Genomic DNA, 12436 nt, shown 5'->3' on the forward strand with positions numbered 1-12436 from the left:
GGCATGGTTTTTACTTTAGCGCCAAGGATGGATGAGACAAAGCAAAAACTGTAAATCAAAACACGAATAGACCGATGGGCGCTTCTATTCAAAAGAAAAAATCTGGCGTGAGATTCTGAAGTTTATATCGTCAGCATTATATCACTTAGATCAGCATGTGAAGTGCACCACTATGTGATTATAATAACCTGAGTTCGATATAAAAAAAGAGTATAAAAAAGCCCTATATTTGTAACATATTGGTTCTCAAGACAAAATGTTATAAAACAAGGCTTTTCAATGGATCATATTACCGAATTATTTTGTATTTTGGATGATTTCTGCAAAAAAATTAATGAATCTTTAGAAAAAGCTTTAATTTCTGATCAAAAATCCAGGCTGAAAAAGTCAGCTTTAAGCTTGTCTGAAGCAATGACTATTGTCATTTTATTTTATCAATCCGGGTTTAGATTCTTCAAATATTTTTATTGCCAAATGATCGTTCCATTCTGGAAATCTGCTTTTCCTAAACTGCTTAGCTACAACCGATTTATTGAAATCATGCCCCGTTGTTTGCAGGCTCTGAGTAGTTTCTTCCATCAAGTAAAAGGAAAAGATACGGGAATCAGTATCATTGACTCCACTAAATTGGTAGTTTGCCATAATCTTCGGATTAAAAGGCATCGTGTATTTAAAGGTTTGGCAGGTCGTGGAAAAAGTAGTACGGGGTGGTTTTATGGTTTTAAATTACATTTGGTTATCAATAATTTAGGTGAAATAATTAACCTCAAACTGACATCAGGAAATGTTCATGATGTTGCTATATTAGATTCTTTAACTCAAGAATTAAAAGGGATCCTACTCGGAGACAAAGGCTATTTGAGCAAAGCAAAAGCCGAAGTTTTAGCAGCAAGAGGACTGAAAATATTGACCCCATCACGTCGGAATATGAAAAACAAACCTATCCAAACAGAAGAAGAAAAACAATTGCTTTGCAGAAGAGGATTGATTGAAACAGTGAATGATCAATTAAAAAATTTACATCAAATTGAACATTCACGTCATCGTTCGGCAAATAACTTCATGGTGAATATCATGGCTGCTGTAGTGGCTTATTGTTTGAACCCCAATAAGCCAACTTTCCAAAATATGTTAAAAAGCTAAGTGGATTTCATCGAACTCAGGTTAATTAAGAACAGATACCCAGAAAATGCATCTAAATCTGAGCAAAACTGGGTATGAATTAAAACATACAAAAAGATTATCGGTCTTTTAAATCAAAATATACCATTAACAATTAACCGGAGATGCCATCGCGAACCAGCCCCTATAAGCTTTTGATGATTCCTGTACTGCTGCTGGTGGCGGACAGCAGCAAGGTGTCGCTTTTTCCGGGCCTTACTTAAGGGTTCATCCTGCCTCGTTACTGGCAGATGAGCCAGCCCAAAAATCTGCGCAAACCGCAGCAGACATATTCGAGCTGTTTTGCAAGTACATCGCAAGCGAGACTATGCGGTACTATGGGTAACACATGATCCATGGCTGTCTGTCCCCTTGTGAGCGCACCATCCGGCTGGTCGATGGACGGATGGAAAGCGATACCCGAGCTGAGCCAGTTCAGAAAATAGAGGAGGAATAAATATGTCAAACCTACAGGATCCGCGGGTTTTATTTGCTTTAGAACGCACCGCTCTGGCTTGGAACCGTAGTGGTCTGGCCTTAATTGCTTTTGGTTTCGTGATTGAAAAATCTAATCTCTTGGTTCAGTTGATTGATCCAGTTCACTATCAGCATAAAATTGTTTATACAGAATGGCTAGGGATTGCTGTGATTGTCTTTGGCCTGCTGGTCAATATCGGCTCGATTTTACAATATCGCACAGGTCTCAAATCGCTTAATCCTGCTGAATTTATTGAAGGCTATCAAACCCGGCAGCCGGTCTGGTTGAATTTATTTACCATCTTTACCGGTATCTTACTGATTATTTCCTTCTGGATTCATTAAAAATGTCTTCACCGGATGCGGGCATTAAACGGCGCAATACAACTGATAGAGCGTCTGCATAATCACCAGCACGTTAGGGTCGGAGACCTGATAAAAAATCTGTTTACCTTCACGACGGGTATTCACGATGTTATTTTTGCGCAAGACCGTGAGCTGCTGTGACAGGGTCGGCTGATGAATATCGGTAGATTCCTCGATTTGCTGTACATTCAGCTCGCCATCGACCAGCACACATAAAATTCTCAACCGGTCAGGATTGGACAGGACTTTTAAGCAGTTGGTCACTGTATCTACCTGAGAAAAATCAATTTTGGCATTTTGTGCGATATTCATGGAAATAGCTTGTGCTCCTCTACAGCAGCGTATTTACAGAATAATAGCATAGAAAGCTTGATTAATATCTAATTTTATATAATATAAAAATATATATTGAATTGGTAGGCGTGTTATGCATGATTTTCTGATCGCGTTTCTCGGCGGCTTGATGCTCGGAGTTTCGGTGGTGGGCTATTTATATGTGAATGGCCGTATTGCCGGCATTAGTGGCCTGATTAGCCAGGTATTAAATCCTCAAACCCTGTTTAAAACACCGGCCCTCTGGTTTATGTCGGGCTTGGTGCTTACTCCATTCCTGTACGGATTATTTGTCCAGCCTGATATTGAACTGAATGCCAGCCCACTGATGATGATCATTGCGGGTTTGCTGGTTGGTTTTGGAACGCGATTGGGTTCAGGCTGTACCAGTGGGCATGGGATCTGTGGAATCAGCCGTCTGTCCAGACGTTCTATCATTGCCACACTGACTTTTATGTTTGCTGGTTTTGTGATCGTTTATATCATTCGCCATGTTACAGGAGCATTTTAAAATGAAAAATATCTTGGCCTTTGTTTTTGGTGCCCTGTTCTCTGTTGGATTGATGCTGTCTGGCATGTCCAATCCGGAAAAAGTACTCGATTTTCTGGACGTATTTGGTGACTGGGATGCTAGTCTGGCTTTTGTTATGATGGGTGCAATTGCAGTCGCTTTTATTCCTTTTCAGAAAGCAGTTAGAAGCCAGGCTCCAAAAACTATTTTTAATGAACCGATTGATTTACCGAAAAATCAGCAGATTGATCCTAAACTAATCTCTGGCAGTTTACTCTTCGGTATAGGCTGGGGCATTGCAGGCGTATGTCCGGCACCCAGTTTTACCCTGATTGGTCTGGGACATTATCAGATACTTTATTTTATTGTTGCGATGATGCTGGGTGTATGGATTCATCGTAAATGGGCAGGAGCTTAAATATGTCTAACAGACCCGTCGTCCAGGATTTTTTTCATGAAGATACCAATACCTTCAGTTATGTGGTGAGTGATCCTGCAACGCAAAGCTGCGCCATTATTGATAGCGTGCTGGATTATGATGCCGCTTCGGCCAGTACCGCAACTACGCATGCCGATCAGATTATTGCCTATGTCAGGGCGCATGGATTAAGCGTCGAGTGGATTCTGGAAACCCATGTGCATGCCGATCATCTGACTGCTGCGCAGTATCTGAAAGCAGAGTTGGGCGGCAAGATTGCCATGAGCCAAAAAATTGGCATTGTGCAGGACACCTTTGGGGCCATCTATCATCTGGATATTAAACAGTTCAATGCCCAGCAGCTCTTTGATTACTTATTTAAAGATCATGAGTCGTTCCAGATCGGAACACTGCAAGCCTACAATATTCCGACACCGGGACATACACCGGCCTGTCTGAGCTATGTAATTGGGGATGCAGTCTTTGTGGGGGACACGCTGTTTATGCCGGATTATGGAACCGCACGTTGTGATTTTCCGCGTGGCAGTGCAGAAATACTGTTTGATTCGGTGCAAAGGCTGTATCAGCTTCCAGAAAATACCCGAATGTTTCTGTGCCATGATTATTTGCCTGAAACACGCCAGTCCTATCACTGTGAAACCGATATTCGGACCCAGAAAACCCAGAATATCCATATTCATGAGGGCACGCCTAAGGCTGAATTCGTACAGATGCGTAATCAGCGGGATGCCGGGTTGAGTATGCCCAAGCTGATTCTGCCAGCGATCCAGATCAATATGAAAGCCGGGCAGTTTCCTGAGGTAGAAGCCAATGGCGTGTCTTACTTAAAATTGCCCCTGAACTATTTTAAATAAAGCGGGTAGAGCTGGACGATTATCTGCACTGATGCTCGCACGGCTAAGTGCCTGACTGAAGATTGCCTTATCCCTGCATAAGGCATTTTTTTATTTTTGTTATGGTTGGGCCAGACTATTTTATTGCAGATTTTTCGATAAGAAGCTTTTGCAGCGTACTCAACAGATAGAGATTTTTATTGTCCTGCTTTGATCTGCCCAGTCAACAAGACTAAAAAAAACCCGAATGATGACATTCGGGTGTTTGGAAAATGGATAATTCTTAGGATTTATAGTTTTTAAATTATTTATAAATAGGGGCTGTGCTTAGCCTAAAGTACTTCTGAGCATCCATGCCGTTTTTTCGTGCACATCCAGACGTTGAGTCAGTAAATCAGCAGTTGGCTGGTCATTGACTTCATCTACCACTGAAAATAGCTCTCTGGCGGTACGTGCAGTGGTTTCATGCGCTGTCATCAGATACTTGAGCATCTGCTCTGCGTTAGGCACGCCCTCAATTTCCTGGATCGAAGTCAGTTTGACAAATTCTTTATATGTTCCCGGTGCCGCAAAACCCAGCGCACGAATCCTTTCTGCAATCTGGTCTAGCGCATTCCACTGCTCGGTATATTGCGTCATAAACATAGTATGCAGGCTGTTAAATTGCGGACCGGTCACATTCCAGTGAAAATTGTGTGTCATCAAATATAATGTGTAGCTATCCGCCAGCAGTTTGGATAAGCCTTCTACAATTTTGGCACGGTCAGCTTCGGAGATACCAATATCAATCTTCATGATCTGTGCATCTGTGTTTGAAGAACCCATAATGTGACTCCTTAAAAAAATCTAAATATCTATTTTTATCAACTGTTCACTTTCTTACTGATTTAAGCCCTCAATGGACTGAGTTTGCTTGATCAAAAGCGTCTGAAACCGCTTATCACCACAGGATTAGCACGGGCTGTATAACTTAAGTTACGCCATCCCATAAATTTTATAGGAATGAAGAACTTAAAGTTTAGGTCTTGTGTATAGCCTAAGAGTAAGATTGTAACCGAAGTTATTTTAATATTTTAAATTTAACTAAAACAAAGACTTAATCTCTATGTGAATAACTCCAAACTTGCAGTTTAAGTCGATTTTCTTGCTTGATCTTGGGGTGTATTAAAAAAATAACACAACAACGCCTTTATTAAACAATGCACTACAAAGAGTCATCACTCTGATTTTATAAATACCGTTAAGGTAGGGAGCAAAGGCGAAGTCGATAAGAAAACGATCTAAAGTTTAAGGATACTATCAAAAAAAACTGAGGCTTAGCACAATTGATTCGGCCCAGCAGCGATAGCAGACCTCCAGAATTTTTTATTGAACCCGCCGTCTATTCAACCAGACTCAAGCAAATTTGAGATAGAACCAAGAATACTTTCATTAAACTCGATCTCGGCAAGGAAAAAATCATGAAAATCAAGGCGAACAGCCCAATAGCAGCGACAGGCAGTTTAGATAAGCAAAATACCAATAAGAAAAGTGAGCAACTGGATGTATATCGTAGTGATGCGACAGAACAGACACTCACGACCAATCAGGGGGTGAAAATCTCTGACAATCAGAACAGTCTGAAAGCCGGTGTTCGCGGCGCAACGCTCATGGAAGATTTTATTCTACGTGAGAAAATTACCCATTTCGATCATGAGCGTATCCCGGAGCGGATTGTGCATGCACGTGGTGTTGGAGCGCACGGTTTTTTCGAAGCTTATCCCGGCAATGACAAATGGACTAAGGCCGGATTTTTGACCCGTACTGACGTACAGACACCAGTTTTTGTACGTTTTTCTACGGTACAGGGGCCACGTGGTTCCGCGGATACAGTACGTGATATTCGTGGTTTTGCTACCAAGTTTTATACTGATGAAGGCAATTATGATCTGGTGGCAAATAATGCTCCGGTATTTTTTATTCAGGACGGTATCAAGTTTCCAGACTTTGTACATGCCATGAAGCCGGAACAGCAAACTGAAATACCAACCGGTGCTACGGCCCACGATACCTTCTGGGACTTCGTGTCTCTGGTTCCTGAAACGGCCCATGCGGTGATGTGGGCCATGTCCGACCGGGCAATTCCACGCAGCTTGCGTTCCATGCAGGGTTTTGGCGTGCATACTTTCCGGCTGATTAATGCTGAAAATAAAGCTGTCTTTGTCAAATTCCACTGGACACCGAAGCAGGGCATGACACAGCTGGTCTGGGATGAAGCACAAAAGCTGGCAGGAAAAGACCCGGACTTTCATCGTCGTGACTTGTATGAAGCCATTGCTTCAGGAAACTATCCTGAGTGGGAGCTTGGGGTGCAAATCGTAGCTGAAGAAGATGAAATGAAGTTTGATTTTGACCTGCTGGACCCGACCAAAATCATCCCGGAAGAGTTAGTGCCAGTAACTCCACTTGGCCGTATGGTACTCAACCGTAATGTAGATTATTTCTTCGGCGAGACTGAACAGGTGGCCTTCTGTCCCGGACATGTGGTACCAGGAATTGATTTTACCAACGACCCACTGCTGCAAGCGCGTCTATTTTCTTATACCGATACCCAGTTAAGTCGTCTGGGTGGTCCGAATTTCCACCAGATTCCAATCAACAAGCCAGTCTGCCCATTTCATAATAACCAGCGAGATGGCTTGCATCAGCGTATTGTCTATAGTGGCCAGGCCAATTATGAGCCAAACTCAATTGATAACAACTGGCCAGCCGAAGCAGCGGGCGCGCAGGCTGGTGGCTTTGAAAGCTATCAGGAGCGTATTGACGGTCATAAAATCCGTCAGCGCAGCCCATCTTTTAATGACCACTTTAGTCATGCGCGTATTTTCTACCAAAGCCAGCAGCCGCATGAACAGAAGCATATTGTAGATGCCTATGTGTTTGAGCTGAGTAAAGTCCAGCGTAAGCATATTCAGGAACGTGAAGTACTGGATGTGCTGTGCAATATTGACTTGTCTCTGGCCCAGCAGGTCGCAGACCAGCTAGGTATCGAGATTCCGGCCGAGAAAAAGGCGGCCAAACTGCCAGAGGTGGTGGTTTCCAAGCGCCTGTCTTTTGAGGCTTTTAAACCACAAGACATCAAGGGGCGAAAAATTGCCATTCTGGCTCATGATCAGGCCAATGAAGCCAGTATTAAGGCAGTTCAAGCCTGGGCAGAATCAGAAAGTGCGGTGGCTGATGTCCTTACTCCACGCTCAGGCCCGGTACTTAGCCAGCAGGGTGCAGTCATTCCTTCAGATGGCATGCAAAAAGCAGAACCTTCGATTGCCTACGATGCTGTGGTGATTGTCGATGGCGATAATCATGACATGGTGTTAAAAGATGGGGTCGCCACACACTATCTGCTTGAGGCATATAAGCATCTTAAGCCTGTGGTTTTCCTGGGTGATAAAGACCAGCTGATCGAAGAGCTGCGGTTGAGCCGTGATGAAGGCACTTTGGTAGGTGCACAGTTTGAAAAGGTACAAGATCAATTTAAAACCTTAATCATGAACCATCGTGTGTGGATGCGTGAAGCGATTGCAGAAACTATTCCTGCATAACTTTAAAAGGAATAGAAGCCCCGGCTTCTATTCCTTGTTTCGCAAGGGCTGAGTGAGGGGGTAGAGCAGGATTTATAGGGTTAAACAGAATCATTGAACAATGATTGAGGTGATGCCTGTGTAAAACCCAGCGACAGTGCAGCCCTTTGCTTGTTGGAGAAGATGCTGACCCGATTTCCATTTTGAGGAAGAATCCACATGAACCTCGGTTCAATATTAGAAAAATTTAAACATTCATCTTTAGAACTCGAAGAAAGTATTCACCATACCTTAAAGGAATTGGTACAGTTTTCTGAACAGATTCCTTTACCTGCCTCGGGCGATACCTTAAAACGCTGGCAAATTCTGGCTGAAGTTTCTGCGACCAACTTAAGCCTGGGCAAACTGTTTGAGTCTCATCTGGATGCGCTGGCTATTTTACATGAACTTCATATTCCGGCAGATTCCGGACGGCTCTGGGCAATCTGGGCTGCAGAAGGCGGACCTCAACCGCTGCAACTGGAACAGGGCAAATTAAGTGGAAGCAAGCCTTGGTGCTCAGCCGCAGCCTGGGTAGATTCCGCCTTGGTCACTTGTCGAAATGAACATCATCAGTCGCAGCTCCTGATTCTGGATATGTTGCAACCCGGTATTCATTATCATCAGCAGCATTGGCATGCAGTCGGAATGCAGCATACCGGCACCAGCCGTCTTGAATTGGATCAGGTTGCGGTACAAGCAGTCGCAGCACCGCATGCTTATCTGGAGCGCGCCGGATTCTGGCATGGTGCAGCAGGGGTGGCAGCATGCTGGTATGGGGCCACCGTCGCTGTGGCTCAGTATTTAAAACAGGGCGTATTAAACCGGCCCCATCCTTATACAGCCATGTATTTGGGCGAGGTCAGTCGTGAACTCTTGGCAACGCGTGCCATGTTCCATCAAGTGGCACAGCAGATTGACCAGTATCCTGAACAGTCTCATGAACTGAAGATTCGCAGCCTGCGCGCTCAAGTCGAGGCAAGTGCACTTCATGTGCTGAACACGGTAGGCAAAGCGCTAGGTGCGACGCCGTTTTGTGAAAATGCTCATTTCGCCCGTCTGGTTGCGGATCTTCCGGTGTTTATCAGGCAAAGTCATGCGGCGTTTGATCTGGAGCGTATCGGTGAACTGAGTGCACAGGAGGAGCAGACCTTATGGCAACTCTAGTTCATGAGATCGTAGGAGACCGGGTAATTCACGGAGAGGGGACGCCTAAAGAAGAATGGCTGTCCTGCCCGATCTTGCAGCAGCTTCCTGCATTCGATATTCAGGCCATAGTTCCTATGGGGGCGCGGGTCTGTATTATTGCACCACATCCGGATGATGAAATTCTGGGGTGTGGCGGTCTGATCCAGCGCCTGGATCAGGCCGGGTATCCGGTTACGATTTTTGCAGTGACCAATGGCACTGCCAGTCATCCTGATTCCAGTCTTTATAGCCCGGCGCAACTCGATCAGATTCGGCCACATGAAACACGACAAGCCTTAACAGCACTAAAGTTGCAGCAGAGCGTAGAACGAATTGCACTACAAATTCAGGATGGGGAAGTAATTGAACAGCGTGAACTGCTCAAGCAGCGTCTAAAAGCACAACTACAGCCCCATGATGTACTGGTGACGACCTTTATTCATGACGGACATCCTGATCATGAAGGGACTGCACAGGTAATACAGGATTTGGCGACAGAATTGCAGCGGCCTTGTATACAGGTGCTGATCTGGGCATGGCACTGGGCCCAGCCGGGTGATGCACGGATAAACTGGAACATTGCCCATAAACTTCAGCTTAGTACTACCGAATTAAGTCATAAGCGACGAGCCGCGCAGTGTTTTAAGAGTCAGCTGGAAATGGACCCGACGACCGGACAGCCGCCAATCCTATCCGGTTATGCGCTGCAACGTCTTTTACAACCATGGGAGGTCTATCTGTATGAACAGTAAATTGACCTATCAGCAGGAATATTTCGATCGTCTCTATCGTATTAATCAGGGTGATCCCTGGCACTATGAACAGCGTTGGTATGAACAGCGCAAACGCCAGATTTGTCTGGCCATTTTACCCCAGCCATCTTTTGATTCGGCGATTGAAATTGGTTGTAGCAACGGTGTATTTGCACAGGAGCTGGCGCAGCGCAGTAAGGAGCTGGTCTGTCTGGATGCGCATGCCACGGCGGTTGAGATGGCTCGGCAACGGTTGCGGTCTTATGAACATGTTAATGTACAGCAAGGCATCATCCCGTTGGACTTGCCAAAGCGGAAGTTCCAGCTCATTGTGGTGAGTGAGATTCTATATTATCTGGACCCGCATAGTCTGGAACAGGTACTCCGATGGTTACATGAGGCGCTCGATGCTGGGGGCTGTCTTTTGGCCTGTCATTGGCGCGCCCCGATTGTCGACTTTCATTTTAATGGCGATGTCATCCATGCGTATTTAAAAGAAAACTTGCAATATCGTCAGGTATTACATCTGGAAGAAGCTGATTTTCTGGTCGATCTGTGGGTAAATGCCGCTCAATCCGTGGCAGAGCAAGAGGGCTTGAAATGAAAAAGATCGGTGTGGTCATTCCTGCTTGCAATGAAGAAGCTTATATTGAACACTGTTTATTGGCCTTAAAAACAGCCCAACTTGAATTTTTTCAATCGCTTGAATCAGTGGAAAGTCTATTTGAGATTAAGATTTTAGTCGTCTTAGACACTTGTACCGATCAGACTGCGCAGAAAGTCCAGAAAATGGCGGTTGAAAGCATCCAGTGTGACTTTCAGTGTGTAGGCAAAACCCGTCATTTAGGCATCCAGCAACTCATTGCTCAAGGCTGTGATTGGATCTGCTGCACTGATGCAGACTCTCGAGTGCAGCCGGACTGGTTTAAAGTCATGTTAGAGCATCAACCCACCGAGGTGATTTGCGGAGTAGTCGAGCTGGATGAGTGGGATCATTTGAGCCCAGGAACCCGTGTTAAGTACTTGAGCCATTATCAGGATAGAATGAATCATCACCATGTTCATGGTGCAAATTTATGTTTTAAATCAGATATATATATAAAAAACCAAGGCTTTGAACAGCTGGCTTGCCATGAAGATGTAGAGTTCATTCGGCGTCTGGAACAGGCAAATGTCCAGATCACCTGGTCTAACCGTTTAAGAGTGCTGACCAGTAGTCGTTTGAACTCAAAAGTGACAGAAGGCTTTGCCAGTTTCTTGCAAAATCTAGAGACTCAGGAGGCAGTCGAAAAACCGATCATTGTTTACAAATAAAACAATAAAATTATAAAATTTATACAATCAAACACTTGTAAGAAAATATTAAAAAATCTGTTTTTTGCCTATTTTATTTCATTTCATTTTATATATAATTCACGCAAATTAAGCCCTACCTACTTATACCTCCAAGCTATAAGTAGGTAGGGTTTTTCTATGGATGCTCGGTAATGGATGCCTGAATTTTCTTTGGAACAACATCATGTTAAATCCAACTTTACGTGCTCGACTTCAGTCTCCATCACCCTATCTATGGCAAAAGATTGCAACGGCTTTATGCTTTTTCAGTCTGGGTTTTAGTACGGCAGCGTGGGCACCGCTTATTCCTTATGCCCAGCAGCGTCTTTTTCTGAACCATGCAGATTTCGGCTTATTATTGCTGTGCGCGGGCATTGGTTCAATGCTGGCTATGCCACTGGCGGGGCGTCTGGCAAATAAATTTGGCTGCCGTCCGGTTTTAGCAGTCATTCTTGCAGTATTCCTGTTTATTTTACCGGCTTTGGCAGCCAGTCCAAACACCCTGATTATGGCAATCAGTCTATTTTTCTTTGGTGCCAGTGCTGGTGCGCTGGGGGTAACGGTCAACCTTCAGGCTGCTCAAATTGAAAAATACGTGGGTAAAAGCCTGATGTCTGGTTTCCATGGCGTATGTAGTCTGGGTGGTCTGGCAGGTGTGCTGGGGATGACGACTTTAATGGGATTCGGCCTGCTGCCTTTAATGGGTGCGGTAACTATCAGTATAATTTTACTGCTTATTACCGTGGTCGCTATTCCATTTTGCTTGGGTCGTCCTGCACCAGCAATCAAGGAAGATATAACTGAAACTGCGCATGAAGTAACTAAGAAGTCACGTCCAACCTGGGCCATTCTCGGTATTGGTCTGATCTGTTTCGTGGCTTTTCTTTCCGAAGGGGCGGCCATGGACTGGAGCGGAATTTATTTGGCGACCGAGTTCAGCTTGCCAGCTGCACAAACCGGCTTGGCTTATAGCTTTTTCGCTGCCTTGATGGTGCTGGGGCGTTTTAGCGGACATTTGTTCATTCAGTTTTTAGGTGAGAAAACTACGATTCTGTTGAGTGCATTGCTGGCAGCAACAGGTTTATTCATTGTGGTATTTGCACCTGTCTGGCCTATAGTGCTGGTGGGTTATGCGGTGTTAGGACTGGGCAGTGCCAATATCGTTCCCTTGATGTTTTCACGTGCAGGCCGTCAAAAGACTTTGGCCTCCCACGTGGCGTTGTCTTATGTATCAGTCTTTGCCTATACCGGCTCATTAATTGGACCGGCTCTGGTGGGTTTTGGGAGTGAAATAGTTGGCTTAAGTGTGGTCTTTACTGTGGTGGCCTTCGGCCTGTTAAGTATTGTCATCCTGAACCATCTGACTGCGGATCAACAACTTGTAGAACAGCCAGAAGCAGCTCTGCCTGTACTGGAAAATGAAACACCAGCATAAAGCTGGT

13 protein-coding genes and 1 pseudogene are annotated in these 12436 nt (G+C 44.7%); 12 read left to right on the forward strand and 2 right to left on the reverse strand.

The genetic code is table 11. The annotated features are described in order from the left end of the window. Positions 1–279 precede the first annotated feature (279 nt). The 3 genes and pseudogenes from NI467_RS03750 (at position 280) to NI467_RS03760 (ending at position 1983) form a co-directional block, all read left to right on the forward strand. Positions 280–1143, forward strand: a complete 864-nt coding sequence (locus NI467_RS03750) for an IS982 family transposase (RefSeq protein WP_253151000.1) — start codon at positions 280–282, stop codon at positions 1141–1143. A 199-nt stretch (positions 1144–1342) separates the two neighbouring features. Next, positions 1343–1618: pseudogene (locus NI467_RS03755) on the forward strand (ABC transporter ATP-binding protein); the annotation flags it as partial. A 2-nt stretch (positions 1619–1620) separates the two neighbouring features. Beyond that, the gene (locus NI467_RS03760) at positions 1621–1983 is read left to right on the forward strand and encodes a YidH family protein (protein ID WP_151206512.1); all 363 of its coding nucleotides are present in this window, start codon (positions 1621–1623) and stop codon (positions 1981–1983) included. A 24-nt stretch (positions 1984–2007) separates the two neighbouring features. On the opposite strand, the gene NI467_RS03765 is transcribed toward NI467_RS03760, so the two are convergent. Continuing rightward, positions 2008–2316, reverse strand: coding sequence for a metalloregulator ArsR/SmtB family transcription factor (locus tag NI467_RS03765; protein ID WP_151206510.1), 309 nt, complete (start codon positions 2314–2316; stop codon positions 2008–2010). Between the two features lie 115 nt (positions 2317–2431). Between NI467_RS03765 and NI467_RS03770 the strand changes: the two genes are divergently transcribed. From NI467_RS03770 to NI467_RS03780, 3 genes are read left to right on the forward strand one after another with little or no spacing between them, the layout of a single operon-like run. Continuing rightward, positions 2432–2848: a YeeE/YedE family protein gene (locus tag NI467_RS03770; RefSeq protein WP_174659463.1), complete on the forward strand. Its 417-nt coding sequence runs from the start codon at positions 2432–2434 to the stop codon at positions 2846–2848. Between the two features lies 1 nt (position 2849). Beyond that, positions 2850–3266 carry a YeeE/YedE family protein gene (locus NI467_RS03775; protein WP_151204253.1) on the forward strand — a complete coding sequence of 139 codons (417 nt, stop codon included), beginning with the start codon at positions 2850–2852 and terminating at the stop codon, positions 3264–3266. 2 nt (positions 3267–3268) lie between these two features. Beyond that, positions 3269–4141: an MBL fold metallo-hydrolase gene (locus NI467_RS03780; protein WP_253151002.1), complete on the forward strand. Its 873-nt coding sequence runs from the start codon at positions 3269–3271 to the stop codon at positions 4139–4141. Positions 4142–4447: 306 nt separating this feature from the next. On the opposite strand, the gene NI467_RS03785 is transcribed toward NI467_RS03780, so the two are convergent. Further along, positions 4448–4945, reverse strand: coding sequence for a Dps family protein (locus tag NI467_RS03785; RefSeq protein ID WP_253151004.1), 498 nt, complete (start codon positions 4943–4945; stop codon positions 4448–4450). A gap of 635 nt (positions 4946–5580) precedes the next feature. On the opposite strand from NI467_RS03785, the gene katE reads away from it, so the two are divergent. From katE to NI467_RS03815, 6 genes are all read left to right on the forward strand, one after another. Continuing rightward, positions 5581–7701 (forward strand): catalase HPII, encoded by a 2121-nt coding sequence (gene katE / locus NI467_RS03790; RefSeq protein WP_253151006.1) that lies wholly within the window; start codon positions 5581–5583, stop codon positions 7699–7701. Between the two features lie 198 nt (positions 7702–7899). Beyond that, complete coding sequence (locus tag NI467_RS03795) at positions 7900–8886, forward strand: acyl-CoA dehydrogenase family protein (RefSeq protein WP_253151008.1); 987 nt, start codon at positions 7900–7902, stop codon at positions 8884–8886. Beyond that, positions 8874–9659, forward strand: a complete 786-nt coding sequence (locus NI467_RS03800) for a PIG-L deacetylase family protein (RefSeq protein WP_253151018.1) — start codon at positions 8874–8876, stop codon at positions 9657–9659. The genes NI467_RS03795 and NI467_RS03800 overlap by 13 nt, the downstream gene beginning before the upstream one ends. Next, positions 9649–10263 carry a class I SAM-dependent methyltransferase gene (locus NI467_RS03805; protein ID WP_253151020.1) on the forward strand — a complete coding sequence of 205 codons (615 nt, stop codon included), beginning with the start codon at positions 9649–9651 and terminating at the stop codon, positions 10261–10263. The genes NI467_RS03800 and NI467_RS03805 overlap by 11 nt, the downstream gene beginning before the upstream one ends. Beyond that, positions 10260–10973 carry a glycosyltransferase family 2 protein gene (locus NI467_RS03810; RefSeq protein ID WP_253151022.1) on the forward strand — a complete coding sequence of 238 codons (714 nt, stop codon included), beginning with the start codon at positions 10260–10262 and terminating at the stop codon, positions 10971–10973. Before NI467_RS03805 ends, NI467_RS03810 begins: the two co-directional genes overlap by 4 nt. A 205-nt stretch (positions 10974–11178) precedes the next feature. After that, a complete protein-coding gene (locus NI467_RS03815; RefSeq protein ID WP_253151032.1) occupies positions 11179–12429 on the forward strand; it encodes an MFS transporter in 1251 nt (416 codons plus the stop codon). The last annotated feature ends 7 nt before the right edge of the window (positions 12430–12436 follow it).

The sequence above is a fragment of the Acinetobacter sp. S4397-1 genome, from assembly GCF_024129285.1.
Lineage (GTDB): Bacteria > Pseudomonadota > Gammaproteobacteria > Pseudomonadales > Moraxellaceae > Acinetobacter > Acinetobacter lwoffii_C.

Bases quoted from the DNA above. Each gene is read 5' to 3' on its own strand.
- NI467_RS03750 (WP_253151000.1), top strand. From the start codon at position 280: ATGGATCATATTACCGAATTATTTTGTATTTTGGATGATTTCTGCAAA.
- NI467_RS03760 (WP_151206512.1), top strand. From the start codon at position 1,621: ATGTCAAACCTACAGGATCCGCGGGTTTTATTTGCTTTAGAACGCACC.
- NI467_RS03765 (WP_151206510.1), bottom strand. From the start codon at position 2,316: ATGAATATCGCACAAAATGCCAAAATTGATTTTTCTCAGGTAGATACA.
- NI467_RS03770 (WP_174659463.1), top strand. From the start codon at position 2,432: ATGCATGATTTTCTGATCGCGTTTCTCGGCGGCTTGATGCTCGGAGTT.
- NI467_RS03775 (WP_151204253.1), top strand. From the start codon at position 2,850: ATGAAAAATATCTTGGCCTTTGTTTTTGGTGCCCTGTTCTCTGTTGGA.
- NI467_RS03780 (WP_253151002.1), top strand. From the start codon at position 3,269: ATGTCTAACAGACCCGTCGTCCAGGATTTTTTTCATGAAGATACCAAT.
- NI467_RS03785 (WP_253151004.1), bottom strand. From the start codon at position 4,945: ATGGGTTCTTCAAACACAGATGCACAGATCATGAAGATTGATATTGGT.
- katE (WP_253151006.1), top strand. From the start codon at position 5,581: ATGAAAATCAAGGCGAACAGCCCAATAGCAGCGACAGGCAGTTTAGAT.
- NI467_RS03795 (WP_253151008.1), top strand. From the start codon at position 7,900: ATGAACCTCGGTTCAATATTAGAAAAATTTAAACATTCATCTTTAGAA.
- NI467_RS03800 (WP_253151018.1), top strand. From the start codon at position 8,874: ATGGCAACTCTAGTTCATGAGATCGTAGGAGACCGGGTAATTCACGGA.
- NI467_RS03805 (WP_253151020.1), top strand. From the start codon at position 9,649: ATGAACAGTAAATTGACCTATCAGCAGGAATATTTCGATCGTCTCTAT.
- NI467_RS03810 (WP_253151022.1), top strand. From the start codon at position 10,260: ATGAAAAAGATCGGTGTGGTCATTCCTGCTTGCAATGAAGAAGCTTAT.
- NI467_RS03815 (WP_253151032.1), top strand. From the start codon at position 11,179: ATGTTAAATCCAACTTTACGTGCTCGACTTCAGTCTCCATCACCCTAT.